Below are 16,835 nucleotides of genomic sequence, written 5' to 3'. Positions count from 1 at the left end.
CGCCGCGCCACGGCCCGGACCACAGCCCACGTCGCGCCGCGTACCGGAAATCAGTTGATGAACCGGGTGAGCAGACGGTAGTAATTCATCGAGATCATGGCCAGCAGCATCGCCACGAAAACAGCGCTGATCAGGCCATACGCCAGGTACATCGCACGCCGCGCAGCGGAGACGGCTCGATGCGCCGCGGGCAACGGCCGGCGGAGGATCACGTGCCCCAGGTAACGGAAAGCGCGATCCCGCAGGTTGATCTCACCGAGCCCGGCCTCCATCGCGTGATGCCCGTCGGTGAACGGCAGCAGCGGGTTCAGGTTGTTGAGGACGACGAACAACTGCATGCCCAGCAGCCAGCGCAGACTCTCGAACCGCACCGGGTCGGCCACGATCAGCCCCGCGCAGATCCCGGTCGCGACGAGGTCGATCAGCGGCCCGATCAGAGCGACCGCGCTGCGCCCGAATCGCGAGCGGACGCGGTAGGCGTCGGTCCGGTCGACATACGTCAGCGGGATGATCAGGCAGAACATCTTCACCCCGGCCTCGCGGACGGGAACGCCGAGCGCCTGGCAGACCGACGCGTGCCCCATCTCGTGCACCGCGGCCTGCACCAGCAGCGCGCCGGCGGTCAGCAGCCACGGCGGCCCGGCGTGGGTGAGTGGCGCCGGCAGCGCCGTCGCGAGCACGACGAGAACCGTCGACACCAGCGCGGACAGCAATGTCAGTCCGGTGCACGTGCGCGGGAACCGGGCCAGCACCGTCGACGGCGGCCGCAGCATCCGGTTCAGGTGCCGCGCCGGGATGCGGATGCGGGGCGCGAGCCGCAGGAACCAGAAGAACGTCCGGTCCCGCCCCCGCAGCGGTTCCGGCGGGACCGACAGGACGCCGGCCGCCCGCAGGTCGGTCAGGAAGGACAGAAGAACAGGAGCCCGATCCCGTACGCCGTCAGGACCGCGCGACCGCCGGGCGGCGTCCAGCAGCGCGGTGCCCGTGCGTGAGCCGTCGAGCAGCGGGACGAGGCGCGCCCCGGTCGGGCTGAGCCGGACGTAGGTGCCGCTGACGGGGTCGAAGAGCAGGGGGTGGCCGTCGGCGCCGTCGATGAGGGTGACCTCGGGGGCCAGCGCGACGGGTCCTTCCAGCCAGTCCGTGGTGGTCATCGTGCCTTTCCTCGCCGGACCGGCCGGGGGCGTGCCCCCGACCGGCATCGTGCCTCTCGTTCGTCAGTGCATGCCGCGGGTGCCGCCGCAGCCACCGCACGGGCCGCAGTGGTGGCAGCCTCGGGTGCCGCCGCAGGGGCCGCACGGGCCGCAGTGGTGACAGCCACGGGTGCCGCCGCAGGGGCCGCACGGGCCACACGGGCCGCACGGCCCACAGGGGCCGCAGCCACCGCAGCCGCCGGTGCCGAGCAGCGACGCGCTCACCACGGTCGGCAGCTGCTCGGCGGTCAGATCGTCCTCCAGCCAGAGGTCGAGTTCCTCGATCACCTCGGGCCCGTTCAGTTCACTGTGCATGCGACTCAGCTCCTTCGATGTGTCGTGTCCATGCAGGCTCCGCCCGGCTGTCGGGCCGGGCGGCCGGGGTCCGTACGCCGGATGCGCGGACCCCAGACTGTGGACCGGGCGCTACGCCGCCGGTTCCGCCGCGGGATGCGCGACGGCGAAGGCGAGCAGCGGCGCCCGGTGATATCCGTCGGCGCCCGCGCGTTCCCGCAGCACGTGGGGCAGCAGTCCGGCGAAGACGGTGCCGGCCAGGCGCAGGCGCAGGGCGGCCAGCCACGCGGCGTGCCCGGCGGCACCGGCACGGGACAGCAGCAGCCGGTGGCCGTGGCTGCCGTGCCGGTCGAGCGACGCGGCCAGGTTGCCGGTGACCACGAGCAGCGCGGCCGCGTCGGCGAACTCGGTCTGGATGACCAGTTCGGCCGCGGCGGGTCCGGTCGGCAGGCTCGCGACCCGGCGCAGGGCGTCACGTCCGGGCAGGTAGCGGTAGAGGCCGGTGTCGACGCCGGTGACCCGCCAGGCAGCGCAGAAGAACTCCAGTCCGACGCCGCCGGCACGCTCGCCGGGCCACGACTGGGCGTCCATCGTCTCGGCGGCGGCGAGGATCGCGGAGACCTCGGCGGCGGTGATCGGGCCGGGCGCGTAGTCGCGGACCGCGACCCGGCCGGGCAGGACGTCGTCCAGGGTGGCGCGCGGGGCGGCCGGCGCCGGCAGCTCGACGATCGGCCCCTGATCAGGAGCGGGCATCAAGTACGCGGGCACGGGCGCGAGCGGGCGCCGGACCGCATCGGCGTCGAGCCGGCTGTCGATCATCAGGTCGCCGAGGAGCCGATAGCGATCCTGGTCGGTGGTCACACTCATCGCAGGCCCTCCAGGGCGATCACGGCCGTCACCGGCTCGGTGTCCGGGTCGGTACGCAACGCCTCGTGGATCGCCGTGTCGTCCCAGCGGGCGGCGAACCGGGTGGTGATGCCACGCGTCGCCGCGACCGCGGAGAGCTGGGCGAGCGCGCACCCGGCGTCGAGCCCGAGGATCCGGTAGGCGAAGTCGTAGTACTTGGCGCCGACCACGGCGAGAGCGCCGGTGAGGACGAGCAGCGCGGACGGGCCGGTCTCCTCCAGCTCGGGGCTGACCCCGGCCGACGCGCCCCGGATGCGGCCGAGGGTGTGGTCGGCGCGCTGGTAGAAGTACCACGCCGGGTCGAGCCCCTCGACGTCGAGCGCGAGCAGGTACGCCTGCACCGACCCCAGGTTCCCGCCGGTCGGGGCCCACCGGCTGATCTGACCCGGGAGGGCCTTCGCACCGAGATCGCGCAGACCGGCCGTACGGCGAAGAAGGTCCGAGAGCGACCCGTCGCCCAGCGCGAGTCGCGGAGCGGCCCGGAACTCCTTGTGGTAGCGCTGCAGTGCGTGGTTGGCCGGCCGGTAGTGCGCCTGGTGCTCCTTGAGGTTGAGCCATTCGCGGGCCGGGAACGCGACCGCCTGCTCGTAGCGGTGGGCCGGCGGCAGCGTCTCCGTCGCGGCACGCGGATCGGTCGGCAGGCAGGTCGGGCAGCCGGGGCGGCGGAACGCGCCGACCGCGAGCTGCGACCACTCGTTCAGGTCGTAGACCGTGCAGACCTGCATCGACGGCGTCTGGCCGACCCGCGACAGCAGGTGAACGGTTTCGGTCACGGCCAGCGCTACCCAGGCCGCGGCCCGCGCCGCGGACGGCACCCCGGCCGGGCCCGGGCGGCGGCGCGAGAAGCAGTCGTGGCAGCAGGTGTAGCGGGCGTCGAACAGCGGCCCGACCTCGGCCGTGTTCGCGCCGGCGGCGGTCCGCAGCCAGCTGATCCCGGCCTCCCGGCAGGCGGCGTCGACCTTGGCCATCGCGGCCGCGTCCCCGTCGTCGACGGCGACCAGGAAGTCCCCTACGGTCAGTTCCTCACCGGCCCAGGCGTGCGCGTCCGCGCCGGCCCCGGCCAGTTCGGCGCGGAGCGTCGCGGCCAGCGGCCCGTCCCCGGCGACCAGGACCCGGGCCCGGGCCAGTCGTTCGCAGGCCTGGTCGCGGCTGCGGTTGACCCGGGTGGTGTCGAGGTTGCGGCCCAGGTAGCCGGCGACCTCGGGCGGGATCACCTCGACGATCTCGCCGATCGGGCCGTCCTGCAGCAGGCCGCTCACGTAGAGCAGGGAGACGCAGGCGTGCAGCGTCTTCAGCGGTACCCGCGGCAACGCCTCGGCCAGCTCGTCGACCGTGCGGGTGCCGTCCAGGTACGGCAGCAGCCGCGGGATGAGCTGCACGGCCGAGCGGCCGCGGAGGACGGTCTGCCGGTTGCCGGTGCCCGCGAACGCCACGCCGTCGACCAGCGGGACCTGGACCAGGCCGGTCACCAGGCACGGGCGTACGGGCGGGGCGAACTGGGGGTCGGTGGCCACGGCGTACGCCATGGTCGCGGCGTCCATCCGCCCGTCGGCGCGGGTGTTCTCCTCGACCTGGATCATCGCCACACTCCCTGCAGCATCTCGGGCAGCCGTTCGTACGACCGCGTCGTCTCGTCCCGTCCCAGCCCGCACCGCGGGCAGCCGTGCGCGCCGACCGTCCGGCCGGCGCGGATCTGCTGGGTCGGTACCTCGATCTGGCGGACCCGCCCGGCTTCGGCGCCGGGGTCGGTGCGCAGCCGTTCGACCGCCTCGGCGGCGAGAGCCGCGGCGAGCAGGGCGGTCGACGGGAGGAAGCCGTCCGGCCCGGCCTCGGGGTGGGCGTCGTAGTACTCGCCGGTGGCGGCGCGGATCACGCGGGCGTTGTCGTGCTGGGCGATGCGACGGCGGTAGCAGCCGTGGCAGGCGCCGTGGCCGGGGACGATCGCCGGGCCGACCTCCAGTTGCGGATGGTCGAGGATGACCGGGAGCCACGGCTGCCCGGTGCGGAACGACTCCTCGTCGAACTCGCGCTCCCGTTGCGGGGTGCGGCGCCAGGCGGCGAGAAGATTCAGTCCGCTTTTTCCCGATAAAACGCCATCGGGTGCGTCCACCACGGAAACGTCGTGAACCAGGTCCCGCAGCCGCTCGGCGACCGCGAACCCGAACGGCCCCACCGGCGTGATGCTCAGATGCGACATCGTGACTCCTCAGGCGAACGGCTGCGGCCAGGAATTGAGCTCGGATTCGGGCCGGCTCGGGTAACCCATCCGCACCGGCGCCTCGTACAGCCGCGGGCTGCCGAGGAAACGCGAGCGGTACGTGAACGAGAGCGGCAGCAACCCGGGGATCACGGCGCGGACCACGGTCGTCCCGGCCCGGATCGCCTCGTCCGGGGTGAGATCCACCAGGTACGAGTCGAGCCCGCTCGCGTCCAGCCGGTCGAGCACCACCCGCAGGTCGCCGGTCGCGTCGCCGGTGGACAGGTCCGGCATCTCGGACAGGCGGCGGCGGGCGGTGCCGCCGAGCAGGAAGTCGTAGGCGTGCGCCCGCGACGGGTGGCCCATGTAGATCGCGCCGTCGGACACGCCGCTGAAGTCCTGCACGTCGTCCGGCGCCTTGTCGCCCTGCAGCGCGATCCGCACGGACACCGTCTCCGAGATCGCCTTCGCGGCCGCGACCTGCGGGTCCAGGCTCGCGGCGCACGCCACGACGGTGTCGCAGTCGGGATGGTGCGGGGCGGTGGAGACGGCGTACACGATCGGGATCCCGAGGTCCGTGGTCGCGTCGAACAGCTCGATCGTCACGTCACGGTCGGCGTACAGGTCGAGGAAGCTCTGCAGTCGCGGGCCGACGACGTCGGGCTCGATCCGCGGCAGCGCGAGTTCCTGCAGCCAGACCAGGCTGATCGCGTCGCGTTCGATCACCTCGCAGAGCGCGCCGGTGATCGCGCGGACCGGGTCGGTGTGCGCTGCCGCGCCGGTCGAGATCGGGTTGGTGATCCTCTCCGCCCCGTGCGCGGAGATGTGCATGTAGACCAGCACCGCCGGGACCCAGGACAATTTGCGCGTACGGAGGTTCATGCCCTTGATCCACCGCATCCGCTCCGACTTTGCGGGCAGCACGACCGGGCAGCGCGGGTCGGCGAGTTCCGTCGCCGAGCAGCGCGGCAGCACGTCCAGGTCGAGCACGTCCTCGCCGAGCGCCACCAGCTCGTCCGCGGTCGCCCAGCGCAGTTGCTCGTCGGCGTAGAGGCTGTTCGCGTACCGTTCGAGCGCCTCGGCACAGGCGACCATCCGCGCGTGGTCGGCGTCCACCCCGGTACCGGTCCCGTCCAGGCTGCCCAGACAGTCCGGCCCACACATGGTGTCGATCACCGCCGACACGTCGCCGAGGTTCGCCGAGAAGACCTTGAGCGGCGGGTTCGAGGGCTCCACCGGCAGCCGCGCCACGCCGGTTATCAGGCCGCCCAGTGGGGAGACCAGGTCCTGCAGCGTGCCCGTCGTCCGCCGCGCCACCTCTGTGGCCACCGCACTCATCCCCGCGCACCCTCTCGTCAGCCGGCTTCGCGCCGGGCTGATCAGCCCGGCGCATACTTCAAGCCTCGCCCCGAGAAAGCGCATTTCGCTGGTGTTTACGAAAAATGCAGCCTGGGTACTTTTATACTCATTTGGTAACGATGTAGGGACAGTAACCTGCCCCTGTCCACGATCGTTCCGAACCGGTTCTCAGCGCCGATTCCCCAGTACGCCGATAGGCATTGTCACTCCAGGGTGACCGTCACCTGGGTGACGTTGTCGTCCTCCAGAAGAGCACGGCGCAACCGCGTCACCCGGCCCACCAGGTCGACCTCGTCCTTCGGCGTCAGCCACAGGTTGACCAGCAGCTGCGACGGCCCGACCCAGACCCCGTGCAGATCCTTGATCGTGGCCACCCACTCCTCGTCCCGCACCCGCTCGCGGATCGGGTCGAGCACGTCCTCCGGCGCCGACTCGTCCAGCAGCAGCCCCTTCGACCGCCGCGCCAGCAGGAACGCCACCACGATCAGCAGCAACCCGATCGTCATGCTGCCGACCGCATCCCACCCGGCCCAGCCGGTCGTCGCGTGCAGCACCAGCGCCGCGAGCGCCACCGCCAGACCGATCAGCGCCGCGGTGTCCTCCAGGAAGACCGTCGTCGCGCTCGGGTCGGACGCGTGCCGCAGGTGGTGCCGCATCGACCGGTCCCGCTCCCGGGCCTCCTGGCGCAGCTGCTTGTGCGCGGTGTACCAGGAATAACTCTCGAAAACGGCGGCCACCAGTAGGACACCGACACCGACCCACAGCGACTCCACCGGCTCGGGCGCCAGCAGACTCCGGATCCCCTCACCGATCGACAGCACACCACCGACCAGGAAGATCCCCAGCGCGGCGAGGAACGTCCAGAAATAACGTTCCTGGCCGTACCCGAAAGGGTGTTTCGCATCGGGTTCCTTGCGGGACTTCTTCAAGCCGATCAGCAACAACACCTCGTTGCCGGTGTCCGCGACCGAGTGTGCCGCCTCCGCCCACATCGACGCCGACCCGGTCAGCAACCCGGCGACGATTTTCGCGATGGCGATGGCCAGATTCGCGGCCACCGCCACGATCACCGTCCAGGCGCTGCCCTTTTCCTTTTCAGACCCATTTTCGGTACGGCCGTTGTCCGCGCTGTTTTCCACGAGACCGCCGATACCCGCCCGCGCGAGCGGGCACACTTGTCGATCCTCCGCCGGCCCCTTTCGGGCAGCTTCCGGCGCCTGGCGTCACACCCGCTCGACGCTCCACGCCATGCGCCGCTTCACACCCGCTCAGCGCTTCACACCCGCGCTCAGCGCTTCACACCCGCTCAGCGCTTCACACCCGCGCTCAGCGCTTCGCACCCGCTCAGCGCCTCACACGCGCTCGACGCCTCACACGCGCTCGACGTGGATTCCTCCGACCAGGCCGAACGCCCGCACTCGCACCACGATCTCGTCCCCGCCCCGCACCGGCGCCGCGTTCCGCACCGGCCCGAAGATCCGGAACCCCTCCGGCACGACGCTGACCCCCGCCGGCACCTGCAGCGACACGCCGCCCACCAAGCTGAACTCGGTGAGCCAGTACGGCTCCCCCTTCTCCAGGCCGGCTTCGCTCAGGTCAAGATTGACGCCACCGACCGTCCCGACGAACCGCATGTCCCGTGGCATCTTCCACTCGCCGCGCCGCTTGAGCCCTCCGAAGAGCGAGATGTACCAGGCAGCCCCGTCCCGGCCCGTGAACGCCGGCGAATCTGTGTCATCCATGCCCATCACGCTATGAACGTCCGCTGCCGCGGGCAGAGGCCGATCGTCACGCCCCGGCGATGACAGATGTCATCCCGGTGGAACCATCGTCGCCCCGGCAACGTCTCATCACCGGAATCACCAGCGAGAACATGGGGGAAGACCGATGCGTGGTGTGGTCAGGGCAATCACCTTCGTCATGGCAGTGGGTGTGCTGGCGGCCTGCGCCCGCCCGGCGGACTCACCGCCGGCGGCTCCGCAGCCGAGCAGCTCGCAGCCCACGCTGCCGGCCGGCTGGCGGTGGGAGTCGTACGGCGGTGTCCAGGTCGGCGTCCCGGCCGATTGGGGCTGGGCCAGCCAGGCACTCCGGCTCGACGCCTGGTGCATCAAGCCGGGAAATCACCCGCCCGCCGTCGCCCGGCCCGGCGCCGGAGTCCCCGCCATCGGCTGCCCGGCAGCGACCAACGGGACACCGACCGGCTCCCTGATCACGAACACCGGCTGGACCGTCGGATTCGCCCGCACGGACCGGCCGGACGGCATCACCCACGAAGGCGACCGCACCACGATCCGGCGCGACACCGTCGAAGTGATCGTCCAGGCCCCGCAACAGTTACGCGACCAGATCACCGCCACCGTCCACCAGGTGGAGGTCGACAGCGCCGGCTGCCCGACGAGCCATCGGATCAGCACCGGCCCCGACCTGCGCCCCACCCCGCCCGCCGACCTCGCCACGTTGCGTGACGTCACCTCGGTTTCCGTCTGCAAGTACCCACTGCCGGAAACCAGTCCCGCGCTGTCGCCCCGTTTGCTGTCCAGCCTTCGCCTGGACGGCGCCGCCGCCGCGGACGAGATTCAGCAGATCGCCGCCGCCCCCATCGGAGCAGGCGACCTCGACACCCCAGCCGACTGCGCACCGGAGGTAGCCCACGGCGACCAGATCATTCTCCTCCTGATCCGGGCCGCGACCGGCACCAGCGAGGCCACGGTGCGCTACGCCGGCTGCGTCCAGAACGGCTTCGACGACGGCACCACCGTCCGCCGCCTGACCAAGCCCGCCGTGGCTCCCCTGGTCACCGGCCCCAACCAGATATACGGCGGCTTCGCCGGCCAACCCGAGAAGAACGAGATGCTCCTCCCCCACGACTGACCCGGCCCGTCGGCCGAAGACCCCGGTACGGTCCCGTCGTGGCTGCCGCGGCCTGCGCGGATCAAGGCGGCCCAGTCGGTGGAGCCGGCGGTCGAGCAAGCCGGGGCAGCCCCGCACCACATCCGTCGAGCCCGCCCGGGGACACGCCCGGCAGGCCGTCCTCCGCGCAATTCCGAAGGCCTGGCTGACCGGGCCGGACGTGTGGAGAATGCGCGGAGCATCGGGAGACCCTGTAGAGGATCCGCCCGCCACCTGGACCAACGCCCGGCCCACGAGCAGCCTTACGGCCGTGACACTCCGATCGACATCACGCCCGCCACTTCTGGCCGGAGTGCTTCCGGCCGCAGCCGGCCGTACCGTCGCTGCCGCGCCCTGGTCGTACGCCACTTTCACGTTCACGCGTCACGCCGTGCCCGACTCCGTGTTCATGGTGGCCGTCCTGACCGGAGTGGCGGAGCTGGCGTGGTGCGTCATCTGTCTCACGCTCTACTTCTCGGTTCGACGGACCTCCCCCGGCTTCGCGGCAGGTGTCCTTTCGGGATGGGCAGTCGGGCTGATTGCCATCCCCTGCGGCGGCACCGAGGCGATCGGGTTTCTGGCCACGACGCCCTGACAGACGTCGCGGATCGCCTCCAGGTCGTGAATCCGAGCGGGCGGCTGCCCGCGACCGGTGCCGTGCCACAGTTGCGCCGGCCCGGTACCCACCAGCACCGCCCGCAGCGCCTCGTGCCGGCTGAACTTGGCCGTCATCGCATCACGCATCACCTGGTTCTTCAGCTCGTCCCACCGGCGCAGCTGCACGTCGTCCAGCAGCACGAGTCTGCGCTGCTTACGTGCCGCGACACCGGCACCGCGGGCCAGCTCGGTCCCGCTCTCCAGCGCGAACTGCCCGGCCAGTCGAGCGTCCACCAGGGCGATCTTCGCCGCCTGGAACGCATGCTCCACCGTCCGGTAGGTCCGGTTGCCCAGGTTGAACTCAGCCGGCCAGAAGTTCGACAGCATGCGCCGCCAATGCCGCACACCCGCCAGCGCGCCGTAGCGGCCCGCATCGGCCACCTGCTCGTGAACTCCCTGCCCGGGCGGCAGGTCAGCCGAGCCCGAGAAGAAGTACAGCCGGTCCTCCGTCGTCGTCACGCCCGGCACCCTACGACCGGAGTACGACAAGAATCCGAGGCCCCGAACCGCTGGAGGCGGCGGGTCGGAAACGGCGGGCCAGGGCGACGGCACGCAGTCGCGGGGCGGTCGCTTCGGTGGTGCGCCGGTGGTCCATGTCGAGTATTCGCTGACCGATCCGGGCCGTACCGTGATGCCGGTGCTGGACGCTGTCGCCGACTGGTCGCGGGAGCATCCGATGGCGTACGAAGTAGATGGCCCATCGACAGTGATTCCTGGAGGTCCGCTGTGACCGTAGTCTCCATCCGCAGAGTCGGCGACCCGGTGCTCCGGCGGGTTGCCGCGCCGGTCACCGACTTCGACGCCGAGCTGGATCGGCTGGTCAGTGATCTGACGCAGACACTGGCCGAGTCTCGCGGCGCCGGGCTGGCCGCGCCGCAGATCGGCGTCAGCCTGCGGGTCTTCGCGATCAACCCGGATCTGCCCGGTAACGATCTGAAGCTCGATCACCTGGTCAACCCGGTGCTGGCGTTCCCTGACGATCAGGAGCAGGCGGGCCCGGAGGGCTGCCTGTCGATCCCCGGGATCTACCTCGACACCAAGCGCCGCATGAATGTCTCCGCCAAGGGTTTCACGAAGAAGGGCGATCCTGTCCAGGTCGTCGGCGACGGCATCCTGGCCCGCTGCATGCAGCACGAGACCGACCACCTCGACGGCATCCTGTTCATCGACCGGCAGGACGCCGAGGGCCGGCAGCGGATCCTGGACACGCTGCGGGAGGCGGCCTGGTTCGAGGGCCTGCCGGCGCCGGACGTCAAGGTCAGCCCGCACTGACGCCCGGTTGTAGGCGACGACACCGCCGGTGACCAGCGCCAGCGCCACCAGGACACCGGCGGTGATCGGCTCGCCGAAGATCGGCACGGCCAGCAGCGTGGTCAGCACGGGACTCAGCGCGCCGGTCACCGCCGGGATCCCGCTGCCCAGGCAGCGGACCGCATGGACGTAACTGAGCGTGGAAAAGATCCCCGTCCCGACGCCTTGCAAGATCAAGAACATGATGTGGGATCTCGTGGGCACGCTGAGCAGATGCGCTCCGTCACCGAGGTCGAGCGCCAGCGCCACCACCGCCGACGGCACGCACACGACGAGCACGACGCTGATCAGATCCAGTCGTGTGGCGCGCAGCGCGATCGTGTAGACGGCCCACGCGCACCCGGCGGCGAGCAGGATCCCGATTCCGGCGAGGCTGGCCGTCGACCCGGTGAACACGGCGGTGGCGGCGACTCCGAGCGTGATCGCGGTCAGGGCGGCCAGTTTCCGGCCGGTGGGGCGGTCGTTACGACGTACTGCGGAAATAATCGCGACGAAAAGCGGCACCGAACCGGGCAGGAGCAGGCCGACCAGCGCCGCCGAGGTGAGGCTGCCGCCGGCCGCGGAGAGCAGGTAGTGCGGCAGCCCGGCGAGGCTCAGCGCCAGAATCGTGCCGGGCCGCTCGCGGCGCACCGCGCGGAACGCCCGCGGCAGCCACGGCGCCAGGATGATCACCGGCGTGCCGAACCGCAGCACGGCGGCGTCGACCGGGGTCAGACCGGAGGCGCCGATCCCGCGGATGGTGAGGGCGAACGACGCCCAGAGGACGACGGCGACCGCTAAGGCGGCCATGCCGCTTCGACGTTGCATGACAGCAACGCTAGGAACAAACGCCCGGCAGCCGATTGCGAATTCTGCCAGTACCGCGGAGTCCAGTGGCAGAATCTGCCACTGTGACGACTCTCGACGCCATCGACCGCCGGATTCTCCTCGAACTGCAGCGCGACGGGCGGCTCACCAACCAGGAGCTCGCCGACCGGGTCGGGCTCTCCCCGTCACCGTGCCTGCGCCGCGTGCGCCACCTGCAGGAGTCCGGCGTGATCGCGCGGTACACGGCCGTGCTGTCGCAGGAGGCGGTCGGCCTGCCGATCACCGCGTTCGCCCGGCTGACGTTGCTGTCGCACACGTCGGAGGCCGTCGACGAGGTGGAGGCCCGGCTGCGGGCGATCCCCGAGGTGGTCGAGGCGTACCTGCTGGCCGGGGACGACGACTACCTGGTCAAAATCGTCATCCCGTCGTTCGCCGCCTACGAGGACCTGCTGCGCCGCGAGATCCGGCCGATTCCGGCGTTCGCGTCGATCAAGACGACGTTCGCGTTCGCGGTGACGAAACAGCAGTCGCCGCTACCGCTGCCCTGACAGTCGCGCGGCCCGCGACTCCAGGTAACGCTGCTCGGGCCGGCTGAGCGTGAGCCGGGCCGCCCGCCGATACTGCTCGCGCGCCGCGTCCCGCTCACCGGCCAGCTCCAGCAGGTGGGCGCGGACCGCGGCGGTGCGGTGATGGCGGTCCAGCAGCGGATCCTCGGTGGCCCGGTTCAGCTCGGCGAGCGCGGGCTGCGGGCCGTCGACCATGGCGCGCGACGACCCGGTTCAGCGTCACCATCGGGCTCGGGGCGAGCGCGTGCAACAACCCGTACAGGGAAAGAATTTGCGGCCAATCGGTCTCCTCGGCCCGCGTCGCCTCGTCGTGCACCGCAGCGATCGCGGCCTGCACCTGCAGCGGGCCGACCGGCGCCCGGGTCAGCGTGTCCGTGATGAGCGCGACGCCCTCGGCGACGGCGGCCGCGTCCCAGCGGCTGCGGTCCTGCTCGGCCAGCGGGACCAGGCTGCCGTCGGCCCGGGTCCGCGCGGGCCGACGGGCGTCGGTGAGCAGCATCAAGGCGAGCAGCCCGGCCACCTCCCCGTCGTCCGGCCGCAGCCGGCGCAACTGCCGGGTCAGCCGGATCGCCTCCCGGGTCAGCTCCACCCGGTGCAGGTCGTCGCCGGAACTGGCCGTGTACCCCTCGTTGAAGATCAGATAGAGCACGTGCCGGACCGCGGTGAGCCGCTCGTCGGTGGCCGGCAGGTCGAAACGGGTGCCGGTCGCCCGGATCCGCTGCTTGGCCCGGCTGATCCGTTGACCCACGGTCGCCTCCGGCAGCAGCAACGCCCGCGCGATCTCCGCGGTGGTGAGCCCGCCGACCGCCCGCAGGGTCAGCGTGACCTGTGCCGGCACGCTCAGCGCGGGATGACAGCAGAGCAGCAGCACCGCCAGCTCGTCGTCACCGCGGACCTCCGGCTCGGGCTCGTGCCGGACCGCTTCCTCACGACGCCGGCGCGAAGTCTCGTTGCGCGTCAGCTCGACCCGGCGGCGGCTCGCCACGGTTGTCAGCCAGCTCTTCGGCTGCTCCGGGACACCGTCCCGCGGCCACTGCTGAGCCGCCGCGATCAAAGCCTCCTGCACCGCGTCCTCGCAGGCCTCGAAGTCGCCGTAACGCCGCACGACCGTGGCCAGGACCTGCGGCGCGCACTCCCGCAGCAGGTCCGGCAGCGCGGTCATTGCTCCCAGGCGCTCATGTCGAGGACCGGACGAACTTCGACCCGGGTGTACGCGGCGTCCGGCGCCTTCGCGGCCCAGGCCACCGCCTCGTCGAGATCGGCGACGTCGATCAGGTAGAAACCGGCCAGATGCTCCTTGACCTCGGCGTACGGCCCGTCGGAGGTGATCGTCCGGCCGTCGCGCACACTCACCTGGGTGGCCAGCGCCGGATCGCCCAGCCCTTCGCTGACCACGAGCACCCCGGCCTCGCGCATCTCCTCGCTCAGGCGCAGATGACCGAGGCCGAAATCGGTGCGCTGCTGCTCGGTCAGCGTCTCCCAGACCGCCAGCGACTGCGGGTTCGACTGGATCAGGATCAGATATTTCACCAATTCTCTCCTTCTCTCTGCCCAGGACGTCGAAGCCGGGCCGGCCGGTTTCGACATCAGGGCATGAACGAGATCCAAGAAACCATCGAACGCAAAGCCGCGCTGCTGGAGACCGGCGACGTGGAAGCCATCATGTCGCACTACGCACCCGGGTACGTCGAGTACAACCTCGCCCCGCCGCTGCGCCAACCCAGCGGGCCCGGCGACGGTGCCCAGCTGAAAGCGTGGATGGCCGGTTTCGAGAAGCCGCCGCGCCGCGAGGTCACCCAGTTGGAGATCACCACGGACGGCGACGTGGCGTTCGCAACCAGCCTCGACCGGCTCAGCGCGGTGCCTCGCGGCGCGACCGGGGGCTTCAGCATGTGGTTCCGGGTGACCCTGGGGTTGCGCCGCATCGACGGCCGGTGGCTGGTCACACACGAGCACGAGTCGGTCCCGTTCGAGATGGACGGCTCCTTGCGCGCCGCGACCGGCCTCACCCCGGCCGACTGATCCCGCCGTACCCGACACCGGTCCGGTGCTGACGGGGTCGCCCGATGCCCCGCACGGTCGGCATCATGGGTCCATGAATCTGCCGCTGTTGCTGTCACTCACCGGTCTCGCGCTGATCGACAGCACCAGCATCGGCACCCTGTTCATCCCGGTGTGGCTGCTGCTCGCGCCGGGCGGGGTGCGCACCGCGCGTCTGGTCGGCTACCTCGCCACGATCGCGGCGTTCTACTTCGGCGTCGGCCTGGTGCTCGTCGTCGGTGGCTCCCGGCTCGCGTCCGCCGCCGCGGCGCTGCCGGCCCGGCCACTGCTGATCGTCCAGCTGGTGATCGGTGCGGCCCTGTTCGCCCTCAGCTTCTGGGTGGAGAAGCGCCGCAGCGCCACCACCACGCGGATCCTGCGCTGGCGCGACCGAGCCGTGAGCGGCGCGGCCGATTCCGGGGCGTTGACCGGCCTGGCTCTGCTCGCGGCGCTGGCCGAGGTGGCGACGATGCTGCCTTATGTGGGCGCGATCGGGATGATGGCCTCGGCCGGCTTGCCCGGGTGGTCCGTTCCGCTGGTTCTCGCCGGCTACTGCCTGGTGATGGTCGTGCCGGCGCTGGCGCTGCTGTCGCTGCGCGCGATCGGCGCCGCGCGAGTCGAGCGACCTCTGGAGCGTCTGAACACGTGGGTGACGGCCAAGGGCGCCGGCTTGCTGGGCTGGATGCTGGGCATCGCCGGTTTCCTCGTCGCCCGCGACGCCGCCGCGCGCCTGTGGTTTCCGGAGCTGTTCGGCGGCTCGTGAACTCTCAGCCGAGCTGCCACGGGGCGACCGGGCTGGTCGGGTCGGCGCCGACCATGAGCCGGTCCGGGCGCTCGGCGGCGAAGACGGACGCGGATGCTGTACAGCGGCACCGTGGCGAAGGTGGGCGGGCCGGCTAGACCCCAGGGGTGAGCTTGGGCGCGAGCATCGCCTCCGGGATCGGCTCGCGGCCGATCATCGCGATGAGTTCGTCGGTCCAGGTGGTCAGCGCGGCGACGGGGATCTCGTGCGGGCCGATCGGCGCGTACGCCGAGATCCGCTCCCCCGCCCGGCCGAGCAACCGGACCGCCCCGATCTCGTTGCCGCGCCGCAGGTGGGTCACGCCGGCCGCGAGCTGGGCCAACCCTTTCCACAGCTCCCTCGTGTCGTCGTCGCACGCCTTCCACGCGCCTTCGAGCACCTCGTGCGCGTGGAACGGCCGACCGGCGGCGAGCAGACGCTCCGCCTCGCGCAACGCCTCGCCGGGCGGCAGCACGAGATCGTCCGGGGTGGTGGGAACACCGGTCAGGCCGTGCGGCAGGGGCCGGCCGAGCCCGTCCCGCGGCCGGGCGTTGCGGGCCCGGCCGGTCGCGTCCCGGTCCCGTTCCACGCGCTGAGGTTCCATGCCTTCCATACTGCCCGTTCAGGGAGCCGCCACGATGCGCCGGGCCGCCACGCGAACCCTCGTCCACGTGAACCTCGTCGTCGACCTCCTGCTCGCCGATGGGATCGCGTCCCCGTTCCGTGGCGCATGTCTCGTCGGCCGACCGCACCTTGACCTGAAGTCAGCTTGAGGTTTTACCGTCGACGCGTGGATCTAGGAACTTTGCCGGGTGTCGGCGAGCGCATGAAGGGCGCGTTCCGCCGATATCCCACCGGGGTGGCGGTGATCACCGCGGCCGGCCCGGACGGTCCGGTCGGGCTGACGGCCTCCAGTGTCGCCTCGGTCGCGGTCGACCCGCCCGCGTTGTCATTTTCGGTCATGGGCGGCAACTCGGCGCGGGCGCTGCTGACCGCGCCGAGTTTCGTCGTGCACCTGCTCGGCACCCGCCACGCGGACCTGGCCCGCCACTTCGCCCGCTCCGGCGGCGAGCGGTTCACGCCCGGTCAGGGCTGGAGCACGCTGCCGACGGGCGAGCCGATCCTGTTCGACGCGGTCGCCGCGCTGCGCAGCGCACCGTTGCACCTCGTGCCGGTCGGCGACTCGACATTGGTCGTGGCGAATGTTCTCGAAGTCTTTCACGGCCCCGAGGATCGTCCCCTGATTCACCATTCCCGGCAATTCTTGAGCACGGAGGAATTCTGATGCGTCTGTCGCGTCTCCTGCGCCCGCGTACCGTCGTGAGCGCGCATTGCGATCTGCCCTGCGGCGTCTACGACCCGGCGCAGGCCCGCATCGAGGCGGAGTCGATCAAGGCGATTGCCGAGAAGTACCAGGCCAGCGAGGACCCGGAGTTCCGCACCCGCGCCCTGATCATCAAGGAACAGCGCGCCGAGCTGATCAAACACCATCTCTGGGTGTTGTGGACCGACTACTTCAAGGCGCCGCACTTCGAGAAGTACCCACACCTGCACCAGCTCTTCAACGAGGCCACGAAGCTCGCCGGCGCCGGCGGCGCGAAGGGCTCGGTCGATCCCGCCGTCGCCGGCCGACTGCTCGCGAAGATCGAGGAGATCTCCACCATCTTCTGGGAGACCAAAAAGGCATAATCCTTTCCGCGTACGTCCGGAAAGCGCGGCCTCGTGACATCCGTCCGCGAGGCCGCCGCCACGTGCGGAAGTCCCACGACTACCGGCCCCGGCTGGTTCTCACCACGGATGTTCGGCCCTCGTAACAGGGGGTGAGAACCAGCCGGAGA

19 protein-coding genes and 2 pseudogenes are annotated in these 16,835 nt (G+C 71.1%); 8 read left to right on the top strand and 13 right to left on the bottom strand.

Translation table 11 applies throughout. The features are described 5' to 3' along the window. Nucleotides 1–50: 50 nt before the first annotated feature. The 8 genes from ACH442_RS32830 to ACH442_RS32795 form a co-directional block, all read right to left on the bottom strand. On the bottom strand, nucleotides 51–1,151 hold the full coding sequence (locus tag ACH442_RS32830; RefSeq protein ID WP_396342024.1) for a hypothetical protein: 1,101 nt from the start codon (nucleotides 1,149–1,151) through the stop codon (nucleotides 51–53). Nucleotides 1,152–1,214: 63 nt separating this feature from the next. Next, entirely contained in the window at nucleotides 1,215–1,505 is a 291-nt protein-coding gene (locus ACH442_RS32825; RefSeq protein WP_396342023.1) for a hypothetical protein, read from the bottom strand. A gap of 111 nt (nucleotides 1,506–1,616) precedes the next feature. Then, entirely contained in the window at nucleotides 1,617–2,351 is a 735-nt protein-coding gene (locus ACH442_RS32820; RefSeq protein ID WP_396342022.1) for a nitroreductase family protein, read from the bottom strand. Continuing rightward, complete coding sequence (locus tag ACH442_RS32815) at nucleotides 2,348–3,970, bottom strand: hypothetical protein (RefSeq protein ID WP_396342021.1); 1,623 nt, start codon at nucleotides 3,968–3,970, stop codon at nucleotides 2,348–2,350. The genes ACH442_RS32820 and ACH442_RS32815 overlap by 4 nt, the downstream gene beginning before the upstream one ends. Further along, nucleotides 3,967–4,587: a TOMM precursor leader peptide-binding protein gene (locus ACH442_RS32810; RefSeq protein WP_396342020.1), complete on the bottom strand. Its 621-nt coding sequence runs from the start codon at nucleotides 4,585–4,587 to the stop codon at nucleotides 3,967–3,969. Before ACH442_RS32810 ends, ACH442_RS32815 begins: the two co-directional genes overlap by 4 nt. 9 nt (nucleotides 4,588–4,596) lie before the next feature. Further along, nucleotides 4,597–5,925: a YcaO-like family protein gene (locus ACH442_RS32805; RefSeq protein WP_396342019.1), complete on the bottom strand. Its 1,329-nt coding sequence runs from the start codon at nucleotides 5,923–5,925 to the stop codon at nucleotides 4,597–4,599. 224 nt (nucleotides 5,926–6,149) lie between these two features. Then, nucleotides 6,150–7,016: a cation diffusion facilitator family transporter gene (locus ACH442_RS32800; RefSeq protein WP_396342018.1), complete on the bottom strand. Its 867-nt coding sequence runs from the start codon at nucleotides 7,014–7,016 to the stop codon at nucleotides 6,150–6,152. Nucleotides 7,017–7,316: 300 nt separating this feature from the next. Further along, complete coding sequence (locus ACH442_RS32795) at nucleotides 7,317–7,688, bottom strand: hypothetical protein (RefSeq protein WP_396342017.1); 372 nt, start codon at nucleotides 7,686–7,688, stop codon at nucleotides 7,317–7,319. A 178-nt stretch (nucleotides 7,689–7,866) separates the two neighbouring features. Here ACH442_RS32795 and ACH442_RS32790 point away from each other — a divergent pair, with 178 nt between their 5' ends. After that, nucleotides 7,867–8,817, top strand: coding sequence for a hypothetical protein (locus ACH442_RS32790; RefSeq protein ID WP_396342016.1), 951 nt, complete (start codon nucleotides 7,867–7,869; stop codon nucleotides 8,815–8,817). Between the two features lie 486 nt (nucleotides 8,818–9,303). Here ACH442_RS32790 and ACH442_RS32785 read toward each other — a convergent pair whose 3' ends face one another. Continuing rightward, nucleotides 9,304–9,819, bottom strand: coding sequence for an NADAR family protein (locus ACH442_RS32785; RefSeq protein WP_396342072.1), 516 nt, complete (start codon nucleotides 9,817–9,819; stop codon nucleotides 9,304–9,306). 259 nt (nucleotides 9,820–10,078) lie between these two features. Between ACH442_RS32785 and ACH442_RS32780 the strand changes: the two genes are divergently transcribed. Beyond that, nucleotides 10,079–10,222: a winged helix-turn-helix transcriptional regulator gene (locus ACH442_RS32780; protein WP_396342015.1), complete on the top strand. Its 144-nt coding sequence runs from the start codon at nucleotides 10,079–10,081 to the stop codon at nucleotides 10,220–10,222. Next, nucleotides 10,219–10,764 (top strand): peptide deformylase, encoded by a 546-nt coding sequence (def, locus tag ACH442_RS32775; RefSeq protein ID WP_396342014.1) that lies wholly within the window; start codon nucleotides 10,219–10,221, stop codon nucleotides 10,762–10,764. The genes ACH442_RS32780 and def overlap by 4 nt, the downstream gene beginning before the upstream one ends. A 24-nt stretch (nucleotides 10,765–10,788) precedes the next feature. On the opposite strand, the pseudogene ACH442_RS32770 reads toward def, so the two are convergent. Then, a pseudogene (locus ACH442_RS32770) lies at nucleotides 10,789–11,592 on the bottom strand (DMT family transporter); the annotation flags it as partial. Nucleotides 11,593–11,693: 101 nt separating this feature from the next. Between ACH442_RS32770 and ACH442_RS32765 the strand changes: the two are divergent. Then, nucleotides 11,694–12,158: an Lrp/AsnC family transcriptional regulator gene (locus ACH442_RS32765; protein WP_396342013.1), complete on the top strand. Its 465-nt coding sequence runs from the start codon at nucleotides 11,694–11,696 to the stop codon at nucleotides 12,156–12,158. On the opposite strand, the pseudogene ACH442_RS32760 reads toward ACH442_RS32765, so the two are convergent. Together ACH442_RS32760 and ACH442_RS32755 are read right to left on the bottom strand one after the other, a co-directional pair. Beyond that, a pseudogene (locus ACH442_RS32760) lies at nucleotides 12,144–13,338 on the bottom strand (RNA polymerase sigma factor). The gene ACH442_RS32765 and the pseudogene ACH442_RS32760 sit on opposite strands and share 15 nt — an antisense overlap. Beyond that, nucleotides 13,335–13,706 carry a YciI family protein gene (locus ACH442_RS32755; RefSeq protein ID WP_396342012.1) on the bottom strand — a complete coding sequence of 124 codons (372 nt, stop codon included), beginning with the start codon at nucleotides 13,704–13,706 and terminating at the stop codon, nucleotides 13,335–13,337. The pseudogene ACH442_RS32760 and the gene ACH442_RS32755 overlap by 4 nt, the downstream one beginning before the upstream one ends. 63 nt (nucleotides 13,707–13,769) lie before the next feature. On the opposite strand from ACH442_RS32755, the gene ACH442_RS32750 reads away from it, so the two are divergent. Then, nucleotides 13,770–14,198, top strand: a complete 429-nt coding sequence (locus tag ACH442_RS32750; RefSeq protein ID WP_396342011.1) for a YybH family protein — start codon at nucleotides 13,770–13,772, stop codon at nucleotides 14,196–14,198. Nucleotides 14,199–14,271: 73 nt separating this feature from the next. Beyond that, nucleotides 14,272–14,979 carry a GAP family protein gene (locus ACH442_RS32745; RefSeq protein ID WP_396342010.1) on the top strand — a complete coding sequence of 236 codons (708 nt, stop codon included), beginning with the start codon at nucleotides 14,272–14,274 and terminating at the stop codon, nucleotides 14,977–14,979. Nucleotides 14,980–15,112: 133 nt separating this feature from the next. Here ACH442_RS32745 and ACH442_RS32740 read toward each other — a convergent pair whose 3' ends face one another. Further along, nucleotides 15,113–15,601 (bottom strand): DUF309 domain-containing protein, encoded by a 489-nt coding sequence (locus ACH442_RS32740; RefSeq protein WP_396342009.1) that lies wholly within the window; start codon nucleotides 15,599–15,601, stop codon nucleotides 15,113–15,115. A gap of 186 nt (nucleotides 15,602–15,787) precedes the next feature. On the opposite strand from ACH442_RS32740, the gene ACH442_RS32735 reads away from it, so the two are divergent. Both ACH442_RS32735 and sodN read left to right on the top strand, forming a co-directional pair. After that, nucleotides 15,788–16,282, top strand: a complete 495-nt coding sequence (locus tag ACH442_RS32735; RefSeq protein ID WP_396342008.1) for a flavin reductase family protein — start codon at nucleotides 15,788–15,790, stop codon at nucleotides 16,280–16,282. Continuing rightward, nucleotides 16,282–16,686, top strand: coding sequence for a superoxide dismutase, Ni (sodN, locus tag ACH442_RS32730; protein WP_396342007.1), 405 nt, complete (start codon nucleotides 16,282–16,284; stop codon nucleotides 16,684–16,686). Before ACH442_RS32735 ends, sodN begins: the two co-directional genes overlap by 1 nt. The last annotated feature ends 149 nt before the right edge of the window (nucleotides 16,687–16,835 follow it).

The organism is Actinoplanes sp. NPDC020271, assembly GCF_044388125.1.
In the GTDB taxonomy this organism is placed as follows: Bacteria; Actinomycetota; Actinomycetes; order Mycobacteriales; family Micromonosporaceae; genus Actinoplanes.
The sequence above is the reverse complement of the archived record's forward strand: the minus strand, read 5'-3'. Positions and strand labels throughout refer to the sequence as shown.

Bases quoted from the DNA above. Each gene is read 5' to 3' on its own strand.
- ACH442_RS32830 (WP_396342024.1), bottom strand. From the start codon at position 1,151: ATGACCACCACGGACTGGCTGGAAGGACCCGTCGCGCTGGCCCCCGAG.
- ACH442_RS32825 (WP_396342023.1), bottom strand. From the start codon at position 1,505: ATGCACAGTGAACTGAACGGGCCCGAGGTGATCGAGGAACTCGACCTC.
- ACH442_RS32820 (WP_396342022.1), bottom strand. From the start codon at position 2,351: ATGAGTGTGACCACCGACCAGGATCGCTATCGGCTCCTCGGCGACCTG.
- ACH442_RS32815 (WP_396342021.1), bottom strand. From the start codon at position 3,970: ATGATCCAGGTCGAGGAGAACACCCGCGCCGACGGGCGGATGGACGCC.
- ACH442_RS32810 (WP_396342020.1), bottom strand. From the start codon at position 4,587: ATGTCGCATCTGAGCATCACGCCGGTGGGGCCGTTCGGGTTCGCGGTC.
- ACH442_RS32805 (WP_396342019.1), bottom strand. From the start codon at position 5,925: ATGAGTGCGGTGGCCACAGAGGTGGCGCGGCGGACGACGGGCACGCTG.
- ACH442_RS32795 (WP_396342017.1), bottom strand. From the start codon at position 7,688: ATGGATGACACAGATTCGCCGGCGTTCACGGGCCGGGACGGGGCTGCC.
- ACH442_RS32790 (WP_396342016.1), top strand. From the start codon at position 7,867: ATGGCAGTGGGTGTGCTGGCGGCCTGCGCCCGCCCGGCGGACTCACCG.
- ACH442_RS32785 (WP_396342072.1), bottom strand. From the start codon at position 9,819: ATGCTGTCGAACTTCTGGCCGGCTGAGTTCAACCTGGGCAACCGGACC.
- ACH442_RS32750 (WP_396342011.1), top strand. From the start codon at position 13,770: ATGAACGAGATCCAAGAAACCATCGAACGCAAAGCCGCGCTGCTGGAG.
- ACH442_RS32745 (WP_396342010.1), top strand. From the start codon at position 14,272: ATGAATCTGCCGCTGTTGCTGTCACTCACCGGTCTCGCGCTGATCGAC.
- ACH442_RS32740 (WP_396342009.1), bottom strand. From the start codon at position 15,601: ATGGAACCTCAGCGCGTGGAACGGGACCGGGACGCGACCGGCCGGGCC.
- sodN (WP_396342007.1), top strand. From the start codon at position 16,282: ATGCGTCTGTCGCGTCTCCTGCGCCCGCGTACCGTCGTGAGCGCGCAT.